The organism is Streptomyces sp. NPDC014995 (genome assembly GCF_043080745.1).
Taxonomy (GTDB): Bacteria; Actinomycetota; Actinomycetes; order Streptomycetales; family Streptomycetaceae; genus Streptomyces.
In genome coordinates this window covers 76,951-98,473 of record NZ_JBIBVX010000022.1, presented here as the reverse complement: position 1 = coordinate 98,473, position 21,523 = coordinate 76,951, and the positions used below count along the sequence as shown (strand labels likewise).

Here is a 21,523-nt window from a genome sequence, read left to right as displayed (position 1 = left end):
GTGAAAACGCCACCTCGCTGGTCCGGCTTCACTGGCGTTTGGCGGCCTGGATGATAGAGTCCGCGCTATGGGTCAAGGTAATCTTGCAACGGTCGGCGACGTCGTCAGGGCTGTTGACGCCAGCCGTATTCGTGACATCTCCGATGCACTTATGGCGGTCCTGAAAGATTCCGCGCTTCCTAGTGCCGTTGAGGGGATGTTCTATACAGATCCGTCCGTCATGCTTGCTCCGGTCGAGGTGCGTGGGCTGACGCACCTCACGCTGGGTAAAAATGAGGAGGATATTGCTGGGCGATACCTCCTCTCGGAGGCGGGAGAGGTGTTTATCCAGGGGCCGGAGGGGGATGAGCTGCGCTTTGTGAACGCAAGGCTGGATCACTTCTTCGCGTTCATGAGTGCATGGAACGGATTCGTGTCGAATCCCGCCCCGGTCGATTCTTCAGGTGATGTGGACGAAGATGCCGTGATTGAGGAGGGGATGCGCTTGAAGGAATCCCTGGAGAGGGTGGATGGAGCGGCATTCTCCGACGAGGAGACGTGGTGGTCGAACGTCTTCGACGAAGTTGAGTTGGGCGTGTTGGGGCCGCTCTGATGGTGGCTTCCCTGGGCATGCCTGTCTGCATGTTGCTCGCGTTGCAGCAGAGGTCAGACTGCTTCGCAGGGGGTGGGCGTGGTCACGGCTTCCGTGCGTATGCCTGCGAGGAGGTGGGCGACGGTCGCCGGCGTGGTCGTGAGGACCGTGGCCGGGGTGTCGCTCTCGCGGAGGTGGAGGGTGGTGGGGGTGGCGGCGAGTTCGAGGCAGTTGGAGCCGTCACCTCCACCGGAGAAGGATGACTTCTGCCAGCTGTCGGGACGGGACATGGCGCGCCTCACAGTTCCTTTGCGAGTCGGTGGATGAAGTCACGCGAACGCTCAGGTTCGAGTGACACGGCCTCGATTTTACGGAAGAGCGTTCGAAAGGCTCCCAGTTGGGATGCGGAATCGACGAACGCTGTCCCGTTGGCCCCCGCGTCACGTACGACCGTGTCCAACTTGGGCACCGCACCACCCGCATACATCATCGTGGCCCATGCTCCACCGAAGCCGTCCAGGTCGAAGGGGATGACCCGTACGGTGAGGTGGTCTGCCGCGGAGAGTTCCAGGGCACGGGTGAGCTGAGCGCGCATGGCGGCTCGGTCCCCGACTCTGATGCGCAGCGCGGCCTCATGGATGACAGCTTCGTAGGGGATGGGCGTCGGCCCCTCGATGACCTCCCTTCGCTTCACACGGTGCTGTACTCGCAACTCGATCTCCGAGCGCGGCAGCTCAGGAACTCGGTACGAAAAGACACCGCGGGCGTAGTCCTCCGTCTGAAGAAGGCCTGGGATGTTCAGGAACTCCAGGTCCAGCCGGTAGGTCGCATGATGCTCCAGCTCGGCGATGTCCAGGAACGGAGTGGGCAGCTTGCCCCGGTACTCCTCCCACCAGCCCCGAGTGCGGTCGGTCGCCATTACGGTCAGCGCCTCGATCAACTCCTCGTCCTCGCAGGAGTAATGGGCGGCGAGGCTGCGTAGACGCTCCTCGCTCACCCCGGCGGTTCCGGCTTCCATCTGGCTCATCTGCGCCGAGTCGGATCCGATCAAGGCGGCTGCTTCACGCGCCTTCAGACCGGCAGCCTCGCGAAGTTTTCGCAGTTCAGCACCCAAACGTTCCTGGCGTGCCGTGGGCTGCCGCCTGCGTGGCATCGCTGCCTCCTCGTCGCCAACTGCGCTGCACAAGTGACCCGTTCGAGGGGCAGATTACGGCAACGGCTTGCGGCGTCCCAAATTTTACTCGTACCGTCGGTGGCGCATCGCTCACTCTGCGGAAGCGCACCGCCCCGTCCAGCCACGACGGCTGCGGCACTGCCACCGCGCCCTCAATCACCCACACCGAACGGAGTTCCGTCATGTCCGAACCCTGGGAGTACTCCCTCTACATCCCTACCGACCCCAGAGCCGTCACCGTCTCCCGCCGCACCCTCCGCCTGATCCTCACCCTCCATGGCCTGACCCACCTGGCCGACACCGCCGAGCTGCTGGCCTCGGAGCTGGTCTCCAACGCCGTACTGCACACCAAGGGCCCCGCCTGCCTGCGCGTCCGCCACCGCGACGGCGTCCTGCAGATCGGTGCCTGGGATGCCGACCCCGAACCTCCCGAGCCGCCGGGCAAGTTCGAGGAGCTGGCGAACGCCGAGAGCGGGCGGGGCGTCGCCCTCGTGCGTGCCTGCGCCGACGTGTGGGGCTGGCATCCGCTGTCCCGCCTGGGGCACCGCGGCAAGCTGGTGTGGTGCGAACTCCCGGCGGCGTAGCTCGTTGATCACGTCGGACAGAAAGGAGAGCCGATGGTCGGCTCGTCGCACGAGGCGCGACACCAAGGTCCGGCAGGTGAGGAGGGACGTGACGTCACCGTCGGTGCCCAGGGAGACCGGCGGGTTCCCTGGCGGCTGCCTGAGTACATCTGGCAGGACTGGATGCGCCAGATGTGGCTCGAACTGGCGGAAGAGGCCTTCAGAGAGGGCTACGAGGAAAGTTTCCGTGCGCGTCTGGAGCAGTCGGTGATTCTCCGGCTCTTCTTCTGGCGGAGCATCGAGGTGCCGCCGTCCGTCAGGAAGAAGGTGCGGGAAACCGAAGACCTGGCGCAGCTCCGGCTCTGGCGTGAACGCGCCTACCACGTCACCGACCCGGAACACCTCTTCCAGCCCTGAGGACCTCGGGTGCTCGGCCCCTCAGCCCAGCACCCGCACCGGCGCCCCCGCCAGATACGCCCGGATCCCCTCCACCGCCTGCCCGTAGTACCGCTCGTAGTTCGCGCGCGACACGTACCCCAGGTGGGGAGTCGCCAGCAGGCGTGGAGCCGTCCGCATCGGATGGTCGGCCGGCAGCGGCTCCACGTCGAAGACGTCGACCCCCGCCCCCGCGATCCGCCCCTCCCGCAGCGCCGCCAGCAGCGCGTCCTGGTCGACGATCGCCGCCCGCGAGGTGTTGATCAGGTACGCCGTCGGCTTGAGGAGAGCCAGCTCGGCCGCCCCGATCAGCCCTCGCGTCCGCTCGCTCAGCGCGAGGTGGACGGAGACGAAGTCGCTCACGGAGAGCAACTCCTCCTTGGAGGAGGCGCGCCGCACGCCGACCTCCGCCGTCCGCTCCTCCGTGAGGTTCTGGCTCCACGCGCTCACCTCCATGCCGAAGGCCAGCCCCACCCGGGCGACGAGGCTGCCGATCTTCCCCAGGCCCAGCAGACCCAGCCGGCGCCCGTGCAGGTCGGCGCCCACCGTCGACTGCCACGGGCCGCCCTCCCGTAGCGCGGTGTTCTCCTGCACCAGCCCACGCGCGAGGCCCAGCAACAGTGCCCACGTCAGCTCCACCGGTGGGGTCGACGAGCTCTCCGTGCCGCACACGGTCACGCCGTTCGCCTTCGCCGCCGCGTAGTCGATCACCGAGTTGCGCATGCCGGAGGCGATCAGCAGGCGCAGTCGGGGGAGCCGGTCCAGCACGGTGGCCGGGAAGGGGACGCGCTCGCGCAGGGTCACGACACAGTCGAAGCCGGCCAGAGCGGAGACAAGTTCGTCCTCACTCCCGAAGTGCTCGGTGAAGGAGACGACCTCCAGCTCCTCGCCCGGCACCGACCAGTCGGCGACCGACGTCGCGACGTTCTGGTAGTCGTCGAGTACGGCACAGCGGAAGGGCATGGCGGGTCCTTCGGGCGCGCGGATGCGGGCGGGCGTTTCATCTGATCATCTCCGGACGGCCTTCGTCGGCGAAACCGCCGCAAACTCGGCGCGAAGTGAAGCAGTGCCCAGGCAACCTCCCCATCTGAGGCAACATCTAGGTGAACGACGGGCCCCACGGGAACGGGCCGTGGCCGCCGTCGCGGGCCGGACGGAGTGTGGGACGTGGTGGAGCCGAGGATCGCCGTTGCCGTGGTGACGATGGGCAATCGGCCCGCCGAGGTCGACGCCCTGCTGGAGTCCGTGGCCAAACAGGACCTCCCGCCCGCGCGCATCGTGATCGTCGGCAACGGCTGCCGGCTGCCCGAGTTCGCCCGCCGGCTCTCCCTGCCCGGCGAGGTCACCGTCATCGAGACCGACGAGAACCTCGGCTGCCCCGGCGGCCGCAACGTCGCCCTCGCCCGCCTCCGCGAGTACGGCGACGTCGACGTGGTCGTCGACCTGGACGACGACGGACTGCTCGTCGACGCCGACGTCCTGCGCCGCGTACGCGACCTGTACGCCGCCGACCCGCGCCTGGGCATCGTCGGCTTCCGCATCGCCGACGAGAACGGCGAGACCCAGCGCCGGCACGTGCCCAGGGTCGGCGCCTCCGACCCGATGCAGGGCGGATACGTCACCGGCTTCCTCGGGGGTGGCCACGCGCTCAGCATGGCCATGCTCGCGGAGACCGGCGACTGGCCCGCCGAGTTCTTCTTCGCGCACGAGGAGACCGACCTGGCCTGGCGCGCCACGGACGCCGGCTGGAAAATCCTCTACGCGCCCGAACTGCTCCTCCGGCACCCCAAGACCTCGCCCGCCCGGCACGCCATCTACCACCGCGTCACCGCCCGCAACCGCGTCTGGCTGGTCCGGCGCAACCTCCCGCTGCCGCTCATCCCCGTCCACCTGGGCGTGTGGATCGCCGTCACGCTGCTGCGCACCCGCTCGCTCGGCGGGCTCAAGGCCTGGTTCGGCGGGTTCGCGGAGGGCGTGCGCAAGCCGGCGGGCGAACGGCGGCCCATGCGCTGGAGCACGGTGTGGCGACTGACCCGGCTGGGCCGGCCCCCGGTCATCTGAGTCGTCCGGCGCGCCGTCGGAACCCGCTTGCCCCTCCCGCCGCGGTCGTCGGTGGCGGCCGGTTCGCCGTGGGGGCCAGCCGCGCTGGACGGGGCGGACGAGAAGACGGTCGTACGGAAGCTCGGGGAGCCGCTCACCGACGGGGGCTGGTCACTTGGCGTCGGCATAGCACTCCACCACGGCCGTCGTGAACGGAAACCGCACCGGGGTCTCGCCGAACGTCAGCCGTCCGGCCAGCTCCGCCGCCTCGCGGATCGCCGCCACGACCGCCTCGGCCTCCTCCTGCGGGCAGTGCACGATCACCTCGTCGTGCTGGAAGAAGACCAGCTCGGCCGCCATGTCAGCGCAGCTGCGGCGCAGCGCGGCGAGGAGCAGCAGGGTCCAGTCGGCGGCGCTGCCCTGGACGACGAAGTTGCGGGCGAAGCGGCCGCGGGCGCGGGCGTCGGAGGAGGCGTACCCGGGCACCCACGGCCGGCCCTCGGTCTCGTCGTCCCCCGAGGGGATGCCCGCCTCCTCCGCCGTGCCGTCGGTCGCCCCGGCCGCGGGCGGACAGGTCCGCCCCAGCCAGGTGCGCACGAGCCGCCCCTCCTCGCCGGCCCGGGCCGCCTCGTCGACGTAGGCCACCGCGCGCGGGAAGCGGCGGCGCAGCGCGGCGAGGTTCTTCAGGCCGTCGCCGGAGGTCTGGCCGTAGACCGCGCCGAGCACGGCGAGCTTGGCCTGGGCACGGTCGCCCGAGAAGGCGCGGTCGGAGACGGACTGGTACAGGTCGCTCTCGCGGCCCGCCACCTCCATCAGCCCGGGATCGCGGGAGATCGCCGCGAGCACCCGCGGTTCCATCTGGTCGGCGTCGGCGACGACGAGCCGCCAGCCGGGGTCGGCGACCACGGCCCGCCGGATCACCTTGGGGATCTGCAGGGCGCCCCCGCCGTTGGTCACCCATCGCCCGGTGACCGTCCCGCCCGCCAGGAACTCGGGCCGGAACCGGCTCTCGCGCACCCAGTCGTGCAGCCAGGCCCAGCCATGGGCCACCCAGATCCGGTAGAGCTTCTTGTACTCGACCAGCGGCTTCACCGCCGGATGGTCGATCGACTCGATCTCCCAGCGCCGCGTGGACCTGATCCTGATCCCGGCCTGCGCGAAGGCCTTGATCACGTCGGCGGGCAGATCCGGCCGCACCCGGCGCCCGAAGGCGGCCGACACCTCGTCGGCGAGCTCCGCCAGCCGCCGGGGCTCGCCCCCGCCGGCATACCGCTCGCCGAGCAGGTCGTGCAGCACCGCACGGTGCACGTCGGCGCTCCACGGCAGCCCCGCCCGGTTCATCTCGGCGGCCACCAGCATCCCCGCCGACTCGGCCGCCGTCAGCAGTCGCATCCGCTCCGGGTGCTCCGCCCGGTCGTGCCGCCGCTGCTGCTCGGCGTACACGGCGAGCAGGTCGGCGAGCGGCAGCCCCGCGTCCTGCGGTTCGAACAGCGGGGACTGCGCGCCGGGAGCGGCGGAGCGCTGCGGCGGGTCCGGCGGTACGGGCCCGCCGCGCAGCCGGGCCAGGGCGGCGGCGGCCGAACGGGGCTCGCCGTACCGCCCCTCGTGGCCGAGCAGGAGGGTCTCGGCGTCCTCGACGTCGTAGCACCGCTCGACTCGCACCCCCGCGGCGAGCAGACGCGGATACACCTCGGCCGTCGAACGCCAGACCCACCGCGTGACACCGGGCCGCCCCCGCACCGCCGCCACCAGATCCGGCTCCCGCACCACCGGCCCCACAGGCAGCCCGTCACCCCCGAGGGCGACCAGCTCCACACCACCGCCCTCGACCGGAGCAACCACCCACCGATCGACCATGCCGCGAGTCTGCCAGGGGGGTCTGACAACGCCCCGGTGTGACGGCCGCGGCCGCCGCCGGCCCTGGCCCCGGCGCACGCGAGCGCGCCTGCGACAGCCGCTCGGCCCCTACTCCTCCTCCCGCGTCTTCAGCAGCTCCGCCAGTACCCGCTCGACGTACTGCTCGACGCCGGTCTTCTCGACGCCGAGCCCGCTCAGGACGCCCTTGCCGTTCTCGAACTCCAGGAGGGCCAGGAGGATGTGCTCGGTGCCGATGTAGTTGTGGCCGAGGCGGAGGGCTTCGCGGAAGGTGAGTTCCAGGACCTTCTTGGCGTCCGAGCCGTAGGGGATGAGCTCGGGCACCTCCGCGGCGGCGGGCGGCAGCGCGGCCGTCGCGGCCTCGCGCACCACGTCCGGGGAGGCGCCCTGCTCGGCGAGGGCCTTCGCCGCGAGGCCCTCCGGCTCGGCGAGCAGGCCGAGGACGAGATGGACGGGCAGACCCTCGGGGGTGCGGGCGGTCCTGGCCTCGTTGTGGGCCGCCATGACCACGTTCCGCGCGCGCGGGGTGTACCGGCTGAAGCCCTGGCTCGGGTCGAGGTCGGCCGACTCCTTCGGCACGAACCTCTTCTGCGCGGCCTGCCGGGTCACGCCCATGCTCTTGCCGATGTCCGTCCAGGAAGCGCCCGAGCGCCGGGCCTGGTCGACGAAGTGGCCGATCAGGTGGTCGGCCACGTCCCCGAGGTGCTCGGCCGCGATGACCGCGTCCTGGAGCTGGTCGAGCGGTTCCGGATGCACCTGCTTGATGGCGTCGATGAGGTCGTCGAGCCGGATGGACGACGTGGGGTCCTGTCGTGAGGTCATGTGTCAACCGTAGGTTGACACCCGTCGGTCGTCAACCTTGAGTTGACAGTGCTCGCGGTCGCCCTGCCCCGCCCGGCGGCCCTGGACACGGCACTGTCCCTGGTGAACGCCGGAAGCGGGCCGACGAGCCCCTGACCCGGTCATCGGCGACAGCGACGTCACGCGCGCGTGACACCATCACCGGATGAGCAGTACGTCCCCCACCGTCGACCGCGCCTTCCGGGCCGCCCTCTACGAATCCGGCGACGCCGCCCTCGACACGGGTGCGTCCCTCCTCGCCGCCGACCCCGCGGCGGACGCCGAACTCGCCCGCCGGGGCGAGGAGTTCGTGGCGGCGGCCTGGCGGCGCGGCTGGCAGCCCGCGGACGTCGTACGGCTCGTGCGGCGCGACCTGGAGGAGGCCCACGTACGTCTGCTCGCCTCCCTGATCCGCACACAGGCGCGGCAGGAGCCCCCGCGCGGCCGGCGCTGGACGGCTCAGCTGGAGGAGCTCACCGCCGAGTCCCCGCCCCGCGCCGACCGCTTCTCCCACGCCACCACGGTCCTGGAGCTGTACCGCCTGCTGCTGCGCCTGCCCACCCTCGACCCGCTCCAGGAGCCGCGGCGGGGCCGGCAGCCCCGCTCCGACTCGCGCATGCTCACCCGCATCCGCGCGCTGCTCGCCAAGGCGGAGGCGACGGGGTATCCGGAGGAGGCGGAGGCGCTCACCGCGAAGGCGCAGGAGCTGATGACCCGGCACAGCGTCGACGAGGCCCTGCTCGACGCCCAGGCGCCGGCCCCGGACGCCCCCGGCGCCTGCCGCATCGGCGTGGAGCCGCCGTACGAGCAGGCCAAGGCGGTGCTGCTGGACGCGGTCGCCGACGCCAACCACTGCCGCGCGGTCTGGAACGAACCCTTCTGCTTCTCCACGGTGGTCGGTTTCGAGGCCGACCTGGAGGTGGTGGAGCTGCTCTACACCTCCCTGCTGGTGCAGGCCCAGACCGCGATGACCAAGGCGGAGGCGGCCCAGCGAACCGCCGGCCGCAAGCGCACCAAGACCTTCCGGCAGTCCTTCCTCGCGGCCTACGCCCACCGCATCGGCGCCCGCCTGACCACCGCCGCCGACACCCAGCTCACCGACGACCTGCTCCCGGTCCTCGCCTCCCGCGACCTCGCGGTCACCGCCGCGACGGACCGGATGTTCCCGGAGACGACCACCACCCGCCTGCGCGGCGTCACCGACGAGGCGGGCTGGACGCAGGGCGTGGAGGCGGCGGACAGGGCCCGGATGAGTACCAGGCCCCGCCTGCCCTGACGGGGTGGCGCACCGGCCTGCCGACGCAGGCCTGTCCGACGCTCAGTCGCCCGCCTGCTGGAAGGCGCTCACCGAGGCGTCCGGGGTCTTCTCGTCCTTCAGGGCGACATCGCCGTACGACCAGGGGAAGTCCTGGTCCGCCGAGCCCTCCGACAGCCCGTACTTCACCGTCTTCACGGCGAGGCTCTGCGAGCCGCCCTCCTCGGCACGCACGTACGTGATCGTGAAGGAGGCGGTGCCCTGCTCCGGCAGGGTCAGCTTCGGGGCCTCGGCGGCCTCGTCCCGGGGGACGGCGGTGGTGCTGTCGCCGGCCTCGAGTTCGACCTTCGGGAAACCCTCCAGGGTGCACTCGGCGCCCTTGTTGGTGAGGGTGACGGTGACGTTGCCGGTGTCCCCGGCGGCGGGGGCGGCGTTGACCGGGCCGACCTCCATGCCCAGGTCACCGACGGCGCAGGCGGAGCCGGAGGCGGCCTTGCTCTTCTCGCCACCGGAGGAGCTGTCGTCCCCGCCGCCGCAGGCGGTGAGGACGAACGCGGCGGCGAGGGCGGTGACGGTGATCGGAACGGCGCGCATGTGGGGATCCCTTGGATGACGTGACGGTGCTTGGAGGATCATCACGCATGCCCACCCCCAACCACCGCACACCCCCGTCTCCCCGACGCCCGACCACGAGGCCGCCCACGACGTCCGCCCACGGGGCACCGTTACGGCGTCCGTCCACGGTGTTCGGCTACGGCGTCCGACCACGGCGTACGGTTACGACGCCCGCCCGCGGCGCCCGCCCACGGCGCCCGCCCCCGGCACCCGACCAGGGCGTCCGGCTACGAGCCCAGGCCAGCCGTCGGCAGCCCCGACGGCCACTGACCGCCCTCCGCCTTGGTGTACGTCTCCTTGCCGACCCCGCCGTCCCAGGTCACCTGGAGGGACTTCGCGTCGACGGAGTCGACCATGCCGGTCGTGCGGTCCTTCGTACCCGTCGTGCACTTCAGACGGATCATCCGCATGCCCGCCTCCTCGCCGGCGGTCCCACTGCACACGGTCCCGCCGGTCGCGAAGAGGGCGGCCTGCTCACCGGTGACGATCAGGGCGACGGCCTTGCCGTCCGTGGTGGCGAGCCAGCTGCCCTCCAGCTCGCGGGAGGCCGTCGCGGAGACCGAGCCGCCCGTGGCGTCCGCGCTCGCCGTGGTACGGGGCGTGGCCGACGGCTTGCCGTCCGAGCCGCCGTCGTCGCCGCTGCACGCGGTCAGCGCGAGCGCGCCCGCCAACGCGGCGGCCACGGCGGCGGCCCGCACCGCCCGACGGGACGTCCCGCGCGCGGGAGGCGAAAAAGGCGACGGGCGAGAGGAGGGCGCGGAGCGCGAGAAGTTCGCCGTAGTCACTGCTGCTCCCAAGCGATAGCCGGACGGCCCGGTCGGCCGGAAGGTCCGCAGCAAGCTACCAGCCCGCCCCCCACCGACGGCCACCCCCCGAACGCCGACCAGAACGCGGTCCGCCTAGCGGAGGGTGACGCTGCCGGGGCGTCCGCCGTGTCCTGGCCGTCGGCCGCGGGACGGTGCCTGCCGGGACGTCTGCCACACCCTTGGCCGTCGGCCTCAGGCCTCGGCCTCCGGCCGGTGCCTGCCGGGACCTCTGCCATGTCCTGGCCGCCAGCCGCCGGGTGGCGCCCGCCGCGACGACTTCCGCCCCGGCAGCCAACCTTCGGCGGCGCCCGCCGCAACGACATCCGCCCCCGTGCCCACCCCCGCCCGTCAGGCCGACATCCGCCCCCGGCAGGCCCCCGTCCCCGCCGACACCCCGCTTACCAGGAAGACTTCCGCACCCCCGGCAAATACCCCGCGTGCGCCTGCTCCCGCAGGCTCACCCGTGAGAGGCCGAACGTCCGGAAGTATCCGCGCGGCCGTCCGTCCACCTGGTCGCGGTTGCGGACCCGCGTGGCGCTCGCGTCCCGGGGCTGTCGGCGCAGCTCGCGCTGCGCGTCCAGCCGTTCGGCCTCGGTCGACGACGGCCGGCGGATGATCTCCTTCAGCTCGGCCCGCCGCTCGGCGTACCGCGCGACGACCTCCTGCCGCTTCTCGTTCTTCGCGATCTTGCTCTTCTTCGCCATGTCGGCTCCTCAGCTCATCAGTCCCGCAGACCCCGCAGAAGTCCCCAGCCGCCGCTCAGACCTTCACCCCCCGCGCCCGGATCCGGGCCACGGCCGCCTCGACGCCGATCGCGTCGACGGTCTTGATCCCCTTCGTGCTCAGCCGCAGCCGTACGTGACGGCCCTCGCTGGGCAGCCAGTACCGCTTGGACTGGATGTTCGGGTCGAAGCGGCGCGAAGTGCGCCGGTGGGAGTGGGAGATGCGGTTGCCGAAGCCGGGCTGGGCGCCGGTCAGCATGCAGTGCGCGGACACGGGTGACGTACCTCTCCTCGAACGTTGCTGTTAATGGAATTCATTTTCAGTAAGATACCAGCATGGCACGCAACGAACTGCGCCCGGTCATCAAGCTCCGCTCCACGGCAGGGACCGGCTACACCTACGTCACCCGCAAGAACCGCCGTAACGACCCGGACCGCATGACCCTGCGCAAGTACGACCCCGTCGTCGGCCGTCACGTCGACTTCCGAGAGGAGCGCTGACCACCGCCATGCGCAAGGGAATCCACCCGGCCTACGGTCCCGTCGTCTTCCGTGACCGTGCCGCGAACCACGCCTTCCTCACCCGCTCGACCATGACCAGCGAGAAGACGATCGAGTGGGAGGACGGCAACACCTACCCGGTCGTGGACGTCGAGATCTCGAACGTCAGCCACCCCTTCTACACCGGCACCGCCCGCGTCCTGGACACCGCCGGCCGCGTGGAGCGCTTCGAGCTCCGGTACGGGAAGCGGGGCAAGGCGTGAGCCTGTCGGTGGTGATCGTCGGCGGGCTGCACGCGGAGGCCCGCAAGGCGACCGTCGAGCGGCTGCTCGCCGACGTGCCCGGCAGTGTGGTCCTCCACCACGACCTGGCCACGGCCGCCGCCGGCACGGTCGTACGGACCGTCCGGGACGCCACCGGCATCCTCTCCGCCGGTGAGGCGCCCCTCGTCAACGACTGCGCCTGCTGCGCCCTGCGCGAGGACCTCGTGCCCGAACTGCGCCGCCTCGCCGACGACGGCACCACCCGGCTCGCGGTCGTCGAACTGTGGGACTCCGTCGAACCCAAGGCCATGGCCGAGGTGGTCGTCGCCGGCGACCTCACCGTCACCGGTGTGATCACCGCCGTCGACCCGGCGCTGCTGCTGCCCTGCCTCGGCAACGGCGACGATCTCGCCGACGCCGGCCTCGCCGCGGCCGCCACCGACCAGCGGACCGTCGCCGACACCTTCGCCCGGCAACTGGAGTACGCCCCGGTCCTGGCCGTCGTCGACTCCCCGGAGGCCGACGACGAGGACCACGAGCTGCTGGCCCAGCTCCATCCGACGGCCCGCCGGGTCCCCGTCCCGGGCGGCCACCTGGGGGACCCGGCGGGCGCACCCGCCCCGGCCGCCGCACACGCGGTCGCGCCCGGCGCCCGCTCAGCGCTGGCCGAGGCCGCCCTCGCCGGCTTCGACGTGGAGGCGGCCGCCGCCGCCCAGCACCCGGCCTGCGCCCTGCTCCCCGCCGAGGCCGACGCGCACGGCGTCTCCACCCTCGTCTGGCACCGCCGCCGCCCCTTCCACCCGGAGCGGCTGTACGCGGCGCTGGAGGACCTGACGTGTGCCGCCGCCCGTAGCCGGGGCCGGTTCTGGCTCGCCGACAAGTCCGACGTGCTGCTCCACTGGGACGCGGCCGGCGGAGCGCTGTGCGTGGAGTCGGCCGGGCCCTGGCTGGCCTCCCTCCCCGACGCGGCCTGGGACATGGTCCCGCCCGTGCGCCGCGCCGCCGCCGCGCTGGACTGGCACCCCGAGCACGGCGACCGCTGCCAGCACCTGGTCTTCACGTCCCCCGGCCTCGACCGGGACGGCCTCGAACGGCTGCTGGAGTCCTGCCTGCTCACCGACACCGAGTACGCCGCCGGGCGCGACGCCTGGAAGCGGCTGCCGCCCGCCTTCGACACCCTCCTGGAGGTCTGACCCCATGCCCCGCAAGAGCGACCGCAAGCCCGCCAAGAGCCGGCCCAACCCGCTGGACCAGGCCGAGATCACGTACATCGACTACAAGGACACGGACCTGCTGCGGAAGTTCATCTCCGACCGCGGCAAGATCCGCAGCCGCCGGGTCACCCGTGTCTCGGCCCAGCAGCAGCGCCAGCTGGCCCGCGCGATCAAGAACGCCCGCGAGATGGCCCTCCTGCCGTACAGCAGCCGCTGACCGCGCCGACGGCATCAGCACGGATCGGCCACCTCCGTACGGACGGACCCGCCGACGTCGTACGACGTCACTGTCGTTCGTATGAGCGAAATTACGCCAACCGTCCCAGTCGACTGGCCGCATCCTCCGGTTCGATATCCGCCAACCGGCCCTGAGCCTCCCCGTGTTCGGGCTGGGTCCGACCTCGCCCCCGTGGACGATCCCACCGTCCTCCACGGGGGCGAGCGCTTGTCGCGACCTCCGCGGCGGGGTGGCCGTCCGGCCCTGCTCGCACCGGGGGTGTGGGGAGGGACGGGAGGTCGGCCGGCTCGGGGCGAGGGGCCGGTGGAGGTTGCCGGCGCCGCGCCCGCCGCGCCGAGTGGACGGCCGCGGTCCGCCCAGGCGGGGCCCCGTACGGTCGGGCCCTACGGCGCTCACGCCCCGTCGTCCGCCGAACCGGGTCCGCGACGGCGGAACACGAACGCCATCCGGTGCGTCTCCTCCTGTGCACGAGTGGTTCGATCCGGACTACCTCGCACGGCGGCCGTGCCGCAGGCCGACCACGAGGACCAGCGGCCGCATGGGCCGCAGGCTTCGGGGCAGACGCGCGAGGGCTCGAAGCATCGAAAGATTTCGGTAAAGCGGGCGTCAAAGCTGTAACCACGCAAGCACCCGGCGTGCACGTGCATCTGCTCCTGCATCTGCATATGAACGGGGCTATGATCCGGAAACAGTTGACCATGGCACCAATGGCCACACGAGCCAGTGCACCACCAGGGAGCGACCTGTGGACCACGACGTTGACGGGGGGCACGACGTGTACAACGGCATGGCGGCCACACAGTTGTCCGGGGTTGCCTGGCAGAAGAGCCGACACAGCAACTCGCAGGGTTCCTGCGTCGAGTTCGCGCGGCTGCCCGGCGGTGACGTGGCCGTGCGCAACTCGCGTTTCCCGGACGGCCCCGCTCTCGTCTACACGCGGGCCGAGATCGAGGCGATGCTGCTGGGCGTCAAGGACGGCGAGTTCGACCACCTGATCGCGAGCTGACATCCGCCCGCTCCGGCGTGCGGCGCGCCGGAGAAATCGGTGGAAAAGCCGTGACGACGCGCGTAGAACCTCGGCACCAGAAGGTGCCGAGGTTCGTCATTCGCCGGCCGTGCGCAGCCGGAACAGCGCCCAGACGACCTTGCCGCCCAGCGCGCCGGTCAGCGGGTGCCAGCCCCAGCCGTCGGTGAACGAGTCGACCAGGAACAGGCCCCGGCCGGACTCGGCGGCGAAGTCGTCCGCCTCGCGCGGCAGCGGGCTGTCGTGACTGGGATCGCGCACCGCGCACACCAGCCGCTCGGTCCACCGCATCAGGTGCAGCCGCACCGGCGGCGCCTGCTCGCCGACCCCGCAGAAGGTGGAGTCGGGCGACAGTCCGTGCCGCAGGGCGTTGGTCACCAGTTCGGAGACGACCAGACAGACGTCGTCGAAGCGGTCGCCGACGTCCCACTGGGCGAGCGTTCTGCGGGTGAACTGCCGTGCCTCGCGCACGGCTTCGAAGCGGGCGGGCAGTGCGCAGGAGGCCGCGTTGGAGACGGCCGCGGGATCAAGCGGCGGAAGGCCCTGCCGTAACGGCTCGAGCATGGTTGATCCATTCGTCCCCATGCGAGGCACTCCCGGGATTCGCGGTCGTTGCGATGCAGCGGTGGCGCGGGACCATGGTTTCCGATGCGCAGGGCAGATGCAAGGGCAGATGCACGTGCACGTGACCGAAATGGACCTGACCGTACCGCTTCTGGGCCATTTTTTCCGCCATCTTCTCGCCGTTCATGGGCACTTCCCTTGCTTTCTTCTCACTCTTCCCTTGCGCCGCGCTGTACGTATCCTTTGGCTTCATTCCATCTCTGTAATCGGACGAGTACTGCTCGAAGTGTTTTAGTGGCAGACTGCGGGCCCTGAAGACGGTTGGGGAGGCTGGCGAAGGTGAGCGCGGGAGAGCCCGGATCGGTGGTGCGGCGGATGCTGCTCGGTTCGCAACTACGGCGACTGCGTGAGGCGCGCGGCATCACGCGCGAGGCGGCCGGGTACTCGATCCGGGCGTCGGAGTCGAAGATCAGCCGGATGGAACTGGGCCGGGTGAGCTTCAAGACGCGGGACGTCGAAGACCTGCTGACGCTGTACGGCATCACGGAGGAGTCGGAGCGCCAGGCACTCGTCTCCCTCGCCCGCGAGGCCAACGTGGCCGGCTGGTGGCACAGTTACTCGGACGTGCTGCCCAACTGGTTCCCCACCTACGTCGGCCTGGAGGGCGCGGCCTCGCTGATCCGGGCGTACGAGGTGCAGTTCGTGCACGGTCTGCTGCAGACCGAGGCGTACGCGCACGCGGTCGTGCGGCGGGGCATGAAGGGCGCGAGCACGGCCGACGTCGACCGGCGGGTGGCGCTGCGCCTTGAGCGGCAGAAGTACCTCGTGGCCGAGAACGCCCCCGACTTCCACATCGTCCTCGACGAGGCCGCCCTGCGCCGGCCCTACGGCGACCGCGAGGTGATGCGCGGGCAGTTCCAGCACCTGATCGACATCTCCGAACGCCCCAACGTGCGGCTCCAGATCATGCCGTTCGGCTTCGGCGGGCACTCCGGGGAGAGCGGTGCCTTCACCATCCTGAGCTTCCCGGAGTCCGACCTGTCGGACGTCGTCTATCTGGAGCAGCTCACCAGCGCCCTCTACCTGGACAAACGCGAGGACGTCGCCCAGTACGAACAGGCGCTGAAGGAACTCCAGCAGGACAGCCCCGGACCCGACGAGAGCCGGGACCTGCTGCGCGGCCTGCTCCAGCTTTCCTAGGGTTTCCCCTCGAGAAACCCAGGCGCACCCCAACTCCTGTGCAACACACGTACGATGACGTGCGATCAGCTCGTGACGTCGATCGCAGCGCAGGGGATTGAGGGATCACATGTCGTCCTACTTCACCGACCTGGCCCAGCAGTACATCGACGGTGAGTGGCGCCCGGGGACAGGCTCCTGGGACATCATCGACCTCAACCCCTACGACGGCGAGAAGCTGGCCTCGATCACGATAGCCACGGTCGACGAGGTCGATCAGGCCTACCAGGCGGCCGCCCGCGCGCAGAAGGCCTGGGCCGCGACCAACGCCTACGCCCGCCGGGCCGTCTTCGAGAAGGTGCTGCGCCTGATCGAGGACCGCGAGCAGGAGATCGCCGAGGTGATCATCGCCGAACTCGGCGGCACCGGCCTGAAGGCCGCCTTCGAGCTCCACCTCGCCAAGGAGTTCCTGCGCGAGTCGATCCACCTGGCGCTGCGCCCCGAGGGCCGGATCATCCCCTCGCCGGTCGACGGCAAGGAGAACCGCGTCTACCGCGTGCCGGTCGGTGTCGTCGGCGTGATCAGCCCCTTCAACTTCCCCTTCCTGCTGTCGCTGAAGTCCGTCGCGCCCGCCCTGGCGCTCGGCAACGCCGTGGTCCTCAAGCCCCACCAGGACACCCCGATCGTCGGCGGCACACTGGTCGCGAAGCTCTTCGAGGACGCGGGCCTGCCCGCCGGCCTGCTGAACGTCGTCCTCACCGACGTCGCCGAGATCGGCGACGCCTTCATCGAGCACCCGGTCCCGCGGGTCATCTCCTTCACCGGCTCCGACAAGGTCGGCCGCCACGTCGCCACCGTCTGCGCCGCGCAGTTCAAGCGCGTCATCCTCGAGCTGGGCGGCAACAGCGCCCTCGTGGTCCTCGACGACGCCGACATCGACTACGCGGTCGACGCGGCCGTCTTCAGCCGTTACGTCCACCAGGGCCAGGTCTGCATGGCCGCCAACCGCGTCCTGGTCGACCGTTCGATCGCCGACGAGTTCACCGAGAAGTTCGTCGCCAAGGTGCGGTCCCTCAAGGCCGGCGACCCGCGCGACCCGCGGACGGTGATCGGCCCGCTCATCAACTCCTCGCAGGCCGAGGCCGTCTCGGGCACCGTCCAGCAGGCGATAGCCGAGGGCGCGACGGCCCTGGTGCACGGCACCACCACCGACAACCTCGTCGAGCCCTCCGTCCTCACCGACGTCCCCGCCGACTCCCCTCTCCTGCGTCAGGAGATCTTCGGCCCGGTCGCCTTCCTCATCCCCTTCGACGGCGAGGAGGAGGCCGTCCGCCTCGTCAACGACACCCCGTACGGCCTCAGTGGCGCCGTCCACACCGGCGACATCGAGCGCGGCGTCCGCTTCGCCCAGCAGATCGACACCGGAATGTTCCACGTCAACGACGGCACCGTCCACGACGAGCCCCTCGTCCCCTTCGGCGGCGAGAAGAACTCGGGCGTCGGCCGCCTGAACGGCGAGACGACGCTGGACGCCTTCACGACGACGAAGTGGATCTCGGTGCAGCACGGCCGGAGCGGGTTCCCGTTCTGAGCGGGTCTCTCGACCCGGCGGTCCCGCAGCCTTGACCGCCTCGATCCGGAGGCGCGCACACTCCGCTTCGACCACGCCGGGCGTGGGAGGCCCGACCGGGCGCCCGGTCGTCCCGCGACGGACGGACGGTTCCAGACCGCGGCCGCCGGCCCTCGCCCGGCGACCGAGGTCATAACCTGGGCCCCATGTCAGCGATCCGTCTCCTCGTGCTCGGCGCCGTCCGCCAGCACGGGCGGGCCCATGGCTACCAGGTGCGCAACGACCTGGAGTACTGGGGCGCCCACGAGTGGTCCACCGCCAAACCGGGTTCGATCTACCACGCCCTGAAGCAGATGGCGAAGCAGGGACTGCTGCTCGCGCACGAGATCGCCCCGTCCACCGCCGGCGGCCCGCCCCGCACGGAGTACGAGATCACCGAGCGGGGCACCGAGGAGTTCTTCCGGCTGGTGCGCGAGGCGCTGACCTCCTACGACCAGAAGATGGACATCAAGTCGGCGGCCATCGGCTTCATCGTCGACCTGCCGCGCACCGAGGCGGTGGCGCTCCTGAAGGAGCGGATCCGGGGGATCGAGGAGTGGCGTTCCGCCGTCACCGAGCACTATGTGCCCGAGCAGGGCCCGGAGCAGCTCGGTCACATCGGGGAGATCATGAACCTCTGGCTCCACACGGCCGACGCCGAGGCCGAGTGGACCCAGGGGCTCATCACCCGCATCGAGGGCGGTGCCTACACCTTCGCCGGTGAGGGCGAGCCCTTCGTCGGCGTCCTCCCGGAGGGCCGGCAGAACCCGTACGCGACGGGGGAGCGGCATCCCGGGGACGCTCACTAATCAAGTTTGACGAGTTGATGGAGCGGGGATACCTTGGGTGGGCCAGTAATCAAGTTTGATTAGTGGTTGACTCATGGAGATTCCGGGGGCGGCATGGCCGACACAGCGATCACCGTCAGCGACGTACGCAAGAGATACGGCGACACCCACGCACTGGACGGACTCGACCTCACCGTCGCCCGCGGCACCGTGCACGGGGTGCTCGGCCCGAACGGCGCGGGCAAGACCACCCTGGTCAGAATCCTTTCCACGCTGCTGCGACCCGACAGTGGCCGGGTCGAGGTGGCCGGGTACGACGTGGTGCGCCGGGCCCGGGAGGTCCGCCTGCGCATCGGCCTGCTCGGCCAGCACGCGGCGCTCGACGAGGGGCTGGGCGGCCGTCAGAACCTGGAGCTGTTCGGCCGGCTCCACCACCTCGGTGCCCGCCAGGCGCGCGTGCGCGCCGACGAACTCCTGGAGCGCTTCGACCTCACCGACACCGGCCGCAAACCCGTGCGCGCCTACAGCGGCGGCATGCGGCGCCGCCTGGACCTGGCCGCCTCCCTCATCACCGACCCGGAGGTGCTCTTCCTGGACGAGCCGACCACCGGCCTCGACCCGCGCGGCCGCACGGAGGTGTGGTCCGCCGTCCGCTCGCTGGTCGGCGGCGGCACGACGGTCGTGCTCACCACCCAGTACCTGGAGGAGGCCGACCAGCTCGCCGACCGCATCAGCGTCGTCGACCGCGGCCGGGTCATCGCCGAGGGCACCGCGGACGGGCTGAAGACCCTCACGGGCGGCGACCGCATCGACGTCGTCCTGCGCGACGAGGGCCACCTGGGCGCCGCCCTCGCCCTGCTGCCCGTGCCCGGGGACGACGTGTCCGTCGACCCCGACCGCCGCCTGCTCAGCGCCCCGGTCACCGACCGCATGGCCGCCCTGTCCGGCGTCGTCCGCGCCCTGGAGGAGGCCGGCATCGAGGCGGAGGACGTGGCCCTGCGCCGCCCCACCCTGGACGAGGTCTTCCTGCACCTGACGGGACCGGACGACCGTACGAAGGAGGCCGTGTGAGTACGTACGCGCTGACCGATTCCTGGACCATGACCCGGCGTGAACTCGCCCACTGGGCACGGCAGCCCGGCCGGCTGGTCGTCGGGCTGGTCTTCCCGGTGATGCTGCTGCTGATGTTCGGCTACCTGGTCGGCGGCGGGCGCGGGGTGCGCGGCGACTACCTCGACTACCTGGTCCCCGGCATGCTCGCGCTCACCATGGCCTTCGGTCTGGAGGGCACGATGCTCGCCGTGACCCAGGACCTCGACAAGGGGGTGATCGACCGCTTCCGGTCGATGCCGATGGCCGACGCGGCGGTCCTGGTGGGCCGTTCGGCGGCCGACATGCTCCAGTCGGTGCTGGGTCTGGCCGTGCTGATCGGCGTGAGCTGCGCGCTCGGCTGGCGCGCCCAGGGCGGCGTGGGTGCCTTCCTGGGCGCCGTCGGCCTGCTGCTCCTCTTCCGTTTCGCGATGCTGTGGATCGGCATCCACCTGGCGCTGGTCGCCGGCCGGCCGGAGATGGTCCAGGCCGTCCAGATCCTTGTCTGGCCGGTCGGATTCCTCTCCAACGCCTTCGCCACCCCCGAGTCCATGCCCGCCTGGCTGGGCGCGGCCGTCGACTGGAACCCGATGTCCCGGACGGCGTCGGCGGTACGGGACCTGTTCGGCCCGGCGGGACAGTCGGACCACGTGTGGGCGGCCGTCGCCTGGCCGCTGGCCCTGCTGGCGGTCTTCTTCCCGCTGGCGGTGCGGAGGTTCGCGCGCATGAGCCGGTAGTCAGTGGTGGAACCCGGTCGCCGCCTCCTTGTCCCGCGTCAGCGGATGCGGCTGCCGGCGCAGTTCCGGCAGCAGCCGGGTCAGGTCCTCCACGAACAGGTCGGCCAGGTCGGCCGAGAAGCCGTTGCGGCACACGACCCGCAGGACGGACAGGTCCTCGCGGTGCCGCGGGAAGGTGTACGCGGGCACCAGCCAGCCGCTCTCGCGCAACCGCCGCGAGACGTCGAAGACGTCGTACGCCTCGACGCCCGGGGCCGTGGTGAAGGCGAAGACGGGCAGCTCGTCGCCCCGGGTCAGCAGCCGGAAGTCGTCCAGCGCCGCCACCCGGGCGGCGATGCCCCGGGCCACGTCCCGCGTGGACTGCTGCACGGCCCGGTAGCCCTCCCGCCCCAGCCGCAGGAACGTGTAGTACTGCGCGACGACCTGGGCGCCGGGGCGGGAGAAGTTCAGCGCGAAGGTCGGCATGTCGCCGCCCAGGTAGTTCACACGGAAGACCAGCTCCTCGGGCAGGGCCTCCTGGTCGCGCCACAGCGCCCAGCCGACGCCGGGATAGACGAGCCCGTACTTGTGCCCCGAGGTGTTGATCGACGCCACGCGCGGGAGGCGGAAGTCCCACACCAGGTCCTCGTCGAGGAAGGGCGCGACCATCCCGCCCGACGCGGCGTCGACGTGCACCGGGACGTCGAGGCCGGTGCGCTCCTGGAGGGCGTCCAGGGCCGCGCACAGGTCCGCGATCGGCTCGTAGGAACCGTCGAAGGTGGAGCCGAGGATGCCGACGACCCCGATGGTGTTCTCGTCGCACAGCTCGGCGGCGGCCTGCGGGTCGAGATGGAAGCGGTCGCCCTCCATGGGGATCTGACGGGGCTCCACCTCCCAGAAGGTGCAGAACTTGTCCCAGCACACCTGGACGTTGACACCCATCACCAGGTTGGGCCGGGCGCCCGGCGTCGGGTTCCGCCTGCTCCAGCGCCGCTTGAGGGCCATCCCGGCGAGCATGCACGCCTCGCTCGACCCGGTCGTCGAACAGCCCACGGCCGCCGACGGGTCGGGCGCGTTCCACAGGTCGGCGAGCATCGCCACACAGCGCCGCTCCAGCTCGGCGGTGCGCGGGTACTCGTCCTTGTCGATCATGTTCTTGTCCCGGCACTCCGCCATCAGCACCCCGGCCTGCGGCTCCATCCACGTGGTGACGAACGTGGCCAGGTTCAGCCGGGAGTTGCCGTCCAGCATCAGCTCGTCGTGCACCAGCTGGTACGCCGTCGACGGCGGCGTCGGGGTGTCCGGCAGCCGGTGCTTGGGCGGCGCCTCGGTCATGCCGGCGACCGGGTCCGCCACGCCGTAGAACGGGTTGACGGACAGCGGGCGCTCATCGGGCCCGGGACCCTCGTGCAGCGGCATGGACGTCACTCCTCAAAGGATGA

General features: G+C 71.1%; 26 protein-coding genes. 15 read left to right on the top strand and 11 right to left on the bottom strand.

The features are described from left to right. The first annotated feature begins 67 nt into the window (after window positions 1–67). Entirely contained in the window at window positions 68–592 is a 525-nt protein-coding gene (locus tag ACF1A1_RS34885) for an SUKH-4 family immunity protein (protein ID WP_392005487.1), read from the top strand. Between the two features lie 53 nt (window positions 593–645). Here the strand turns inward: ACF1A1_RS34885 and ACF1A1_RS34880 are convergent, their stop codons facing one another. Both ACF1A1_RS34880 and ACF1A1_RS34875 read right to left on the bottom strand, forming a co-directional pair. Then, entirely contained in the window at window positions 646–861 is a 216-nt protein-coding gene (locus ACF1A1_RS34880; RefSeq protein ID WP_392005485.1) for a DUF397 domain-containing protein, read from the bottom strand. An 8-nt stretch (window positions 862–869) separates the two neighbouring features. Then, window positions 870–1,724, bottom strand: coding sequence for a helix-turn-helix domain-containing protein (locus ACF1A1_RS34875; protein WP_392005483.1), 855 nt, complete (start codon window positions 1,722–1,724; stop codon window positions 870–872). A gap of 203 nt (window positions 1,725–1,927) precedes the next feature. Here ACF1A1_RS34875 and ACF1A1_RS34870 point away from each other — a divergent pair, with 203 nt between their 5' ends. Beyond that, the gene (locus ACF1A1_RS34870) at window positions 1,928–2,329 is read left to right on the top strand and encodes an ATP-binding protein (RefSeq protein WP_392005481.1); all 402 of its coding nucleotides are present in this window, start codon (window positions 1,928–1,930) and stop codon (window positions 2,327–2,329) included. 33 nt (window positions 2,330–2,362) lie between these two features. Further along, entirely contained in the window at window positions 2,363–2,725 is a 363-nt protein-coding gene (locus tag ACF1A1_RS34865) for a hypothetical protein (RefSeq protein WP_392005479.1), read from the top strand. Between the two features lie 21 nt (window positions 2,726–2,746). On the opposite strand, the gene ACF1A1_RS34860 is transcribed toward ACF1A1_RS34865, so the two are convergent. Then, a complete protein-coding gene (locus ACF1A1_RS34860) occupies window positions 2,747–3,706 on the bottom strand; it encodes a D-2-hydroxyacid dehydrogenase family protein (RefSeq protein ID WP_392005477.1) in 960 nt (319 codons plus the stop codon). A 204-nt stretch (window positions 3,707–3,910) separates the two neighbouring features. Between ACF1A1_RS34860 and ACF1A1_RS34855 the strand changes: the two genes are divergently transcribed. Then, on the top strand, window positions 3,911–4,804 hold the full coding sequence (locus ACF1A1_RS34855) for a glycosyltransferase family 2 protein (protein ID WP_392005475.1): 894 nt from the start codon (window positions 3,911–3,913) through the stop codon (window positions 4,802–4,804). Window positions 4,805–4,954: 150 nt separating this feature from the next. Here the strand turns inward: ACF1A1_RS34855 and ACF1A1_RS34850 are convergent, their stop codons facing one another. Together ACF1A1_RS34850 and ACF1A1_RS34845 are read right to left on the bottom strand one after the other, a co-directional pair. Then, the gene (locus tag ACF1A1_RS34850) at window positions 4,955–6,640 is read right to left on the bottom strand and encodes a bifunctional 3'-5' exonuclease/DNA polymerase (protein ID WP_392005474.1); all 1,686 of its coding nucleotides are present in this window, start codon (window positions 6,638–6,640) and stop codon (window positions 4,955–4,957) included. A 108-nt stretch (window positions 6,641–6,748) separates the two neighbouring features. Next, window positions 6,749–7,480, bottom strand: coding sequence for a Clp protease N-terminal domain-containing protein (locus ACF1A1_RS34845; protein WP_392005472.1), 732 nt, complete (start codon window positions 7,478–7,480; stop codon window positions 6,749–6,751). Between the two features lie 184 nt (window positions 7,481–7,664). On the opposite strand from ACF1A1_RS34845, the gene ACF1A1_RS34840 reads away from it, so the two are divergent. Next, window positions 7,665–8,774: a DUF2786 domain-containing protein gene (locus ACF1A1_RS34840; protein ID WP_392005470.1), complete on the top strand. Its 1,110-nt coding sequence runs from the start codon at window positions 7,665–7,667 to the stop codon at window positions 8,772–8,774. A gap of 42 nt (window positions 8,775–8,816) precedes the next feature. Here ACF1A1_RS34840 and ACF1A1_RS34835 read toward each other — a convergent pair whose 3' ends face one another. The 4 genes from ACF1A1_RS34835 to rpmB all read right to left on the bottom strand — a co-directional run bounded on the left by ACF1A1_RS34835 (window position 8,817) and on the right by rpmB (window position 11,170). Then, window positions 8,817–9,347: a DUF4232 domain-containing protein gene (locus tag ACF1A1_RS34835; RefSeq protein ID WP_392005468.1), complete on the bottom strand. Its 531-nt coding sequence runs from the start codon at window positions 9,345–9,347 to the stop codon at window positions 8,817–8,819. Window positions 9,348–9,595: 248 nt separating this feature from the next. Beyond that, entirely contained in the window at window positions 9,596–10,066 is a 471-nt protein-coding gene (locus ACF1A1_RS34830; protein ID WP_392005466.1) for a hypothetical protein, read from the bottom strand. Between the two features lie 506 nt (window positions 10,067–10,572). Next, complete coding sequence (rpsN, locus tag ACF1A1_RS34825) at window positions 10,573–10,878, bottom strand: 30S ribosomal protein S14 (protein WP_392005464.1); 306 nt, start codon at window positions 10,876–10,878, stop codon at window positions 10,573–10,575. A 55-nt stretch (window positions 10,879–10,933) separates the two neighbouring features. Beyond that, entirely contained in the window at window positions 10,934–11,170 is a 237-nt protein-coding gene (gene rpmB / locus ACF1A1_RS34820; RefSeq protein WP_392005462.1) for a 50S ribosomal protein L28, read from the bottom strand. Between the two features lie 62 nt (window positions 11,171–11,232). Between rpmB and rpmG the strand changes: the two genes are divergently transcribed. The 5 genes from rpmG to ACF1A1_RS34795 all read left to right on the top strand — a co-directional run bounded on the left by rpmG (window position 11,233) and on the right by ACF1A1_RS34795 (window position 14,118). Further along, window positions 11,233–11,397, top strand: coding sequence for a 50S ribosomal protein L33 (gene rpmG / locus ACF1A1_RS34815; RefSeq protein ID WP_003999141.1), 165 nt, complete (start codon window positions 11,233–11,235; stop codon window positions 11,395–11,397). An 8-nt stretch (window positions 11,398–11,405) separates the two neighbouring features. After that, window positions 11,406–11,660: a type B 50S ribosomal protein L31 gene (locus ACF1A1_RS34810; RefSeq protein ID WP_392005460.1), complete on the top strand. Its 255-nt coding sequence runs from the start codon at window positions 11,406–11,408 to the stop codon at window positions 11,658–11,660. Continuing rightward, window positions 11,657–12,853: a CobW family GTP-binding protein gene (locus ACF1A1_RS34805; protein WP_392005458.1), complete on the top strand. Its 1,197-nt coding sequence runs from the start codon at window positions 11,657–11,659 to the stop codon at window positions 12,851–12,853. Before ACF1A1_RS34810 ends, ACF1A1_RS34805 begins: the two co-directional genes overlap by 4 nt. 4 nt (window positions 12,854–12,857) lie before the next feature. After that, window positions 12,858–13,091, top strand: a complete 234-nt coding sequence (gene rpsR / locus ACF1A1_RS34800; RefSeq protein ID WP_392005457.1) for a 30S ribosomal protein S18 — start codon at window positions 12,858–12,860, stop codon at window positions 13,089–13,091. 766 nt (window positions 13,092–13,857) lie between these two features. Then, complete coding sequence (locus ACF1A1_RS34795) at window positions 13,858–14,118, top strand: DUF397 domain-containing protein (RefSeq protein ID WP_392005455.1); 261 nt, start codon at window positions 13,858–13,860, stop codon at window positions 14,116–14,118. A gap of 96 nt (window positions 14,119–14,214) precedes the next feature. Here ACF1A1_RS34795 and ACF1A1_RS34790 read toward each other — a convergent pair whose 3' ends face one another. After that, window positions 14,215–14,700, bottom strand: a complete 486-nt coding sequence (locus ACF1A1_RS34790; protein WP_392005453.1) for an ATP-binding protein — start codon at window positions 14,698–14,700, stop codon at window positions 14,215–14,217. A 375-nt stretch (window positions 14,701–15,075) separates the two neighbouring features. Here ACF1A1_RS34790 and ACF1A1_RS34785 point away from each other — a divergent pair, with 375 nt between their 5' ends. From ACF1A1_RS34785 to ACF1A1_RS34765, 5 genes are all read left to right on the top strand, one after another. Beyond that, window positions 15,076–15,900: a helix-turn-helix domain-containing protein gene (locus tag ACF1A1_RS34785; protein ID WP_392005582.1), complete on the top strand. Its 825-nt coding sequence runs from the start codon at window positions 15,076–15,078 to the stop codon at window positions 15,898–15,900. 109 nt (window positions 15,901–16,009) lie between these two features. Further along, complete coding sequence (locus tag ACF1A1_RS34780) at window positions 16,010–17,470, top strand: aldehyde dehydrogenase family protein (protein ID WP_392005452.1); 1,461 nt, start codon at window positions 16,010–16,012, stop codon at window positions 17,468–17,470. Window positions 17,471–17,655: 185 nt separating this feature from the next. Beyond that, the gene (locus tag ACF1A1_RS34775) at window positions 17,656–18,297 is read left to right on the top strand and encodes a PadR family transcriptional regulator (RefSeq protein ID WP_392005450.1); all 642 of its coding nucleotides are present in this window, start codon (window positions 17,656–17,658) and stop codon (window positions 18,295–18,297) included. Window positions 18,298–18,390: 93 nt separating this feature from the next. Further along, window positions 18,391–19,347 carry an ATP-binding cassette domain-containing protein gene (locus ACF1A1_RS34770; RefSeq protein ID WP_392005448.1) on the top strand — a complete coding sequence of 319 codons (957 nt, stop codon included), beginning with the start codon at window positions 18,391–18,393 and terminating at the stop codon, window positions 19,345–19,347. Then, window positions 19,344–20,102, top strand: a complete 759-nt coding sequence (locus tag ACF1A1_RS34765; RefSeq protein ID WP_392005447.1) for an ABC transporter permease — start codon at window positions 19,344–19,346, stop codon at window positions 20,100–20,102. Before ACF1A1_RS34770 ends, ACF1A1_RS34765 begins: the two co-directional genes overlap by 4 nt. Here the strand turns inward: ACF1A1_RS34765 and ACF1A1_RS34760 are convergent, their stop codons facing one another. Beyond that, window positions 20,103–21,500 (bottom strand): glutamate decarboxylase, encoded by a 1,398-nt coding sequence (locus tag ACF1A1_RS34760; RefSeq protein ID WP_392005445.1) that lies wholly within the window; start codon window positions 21,498–21,500, stop codon window positions 20,103–20,105. Between the last annotated feature and the right edge of the window lie 23 nt (window positions 21,501–21,523).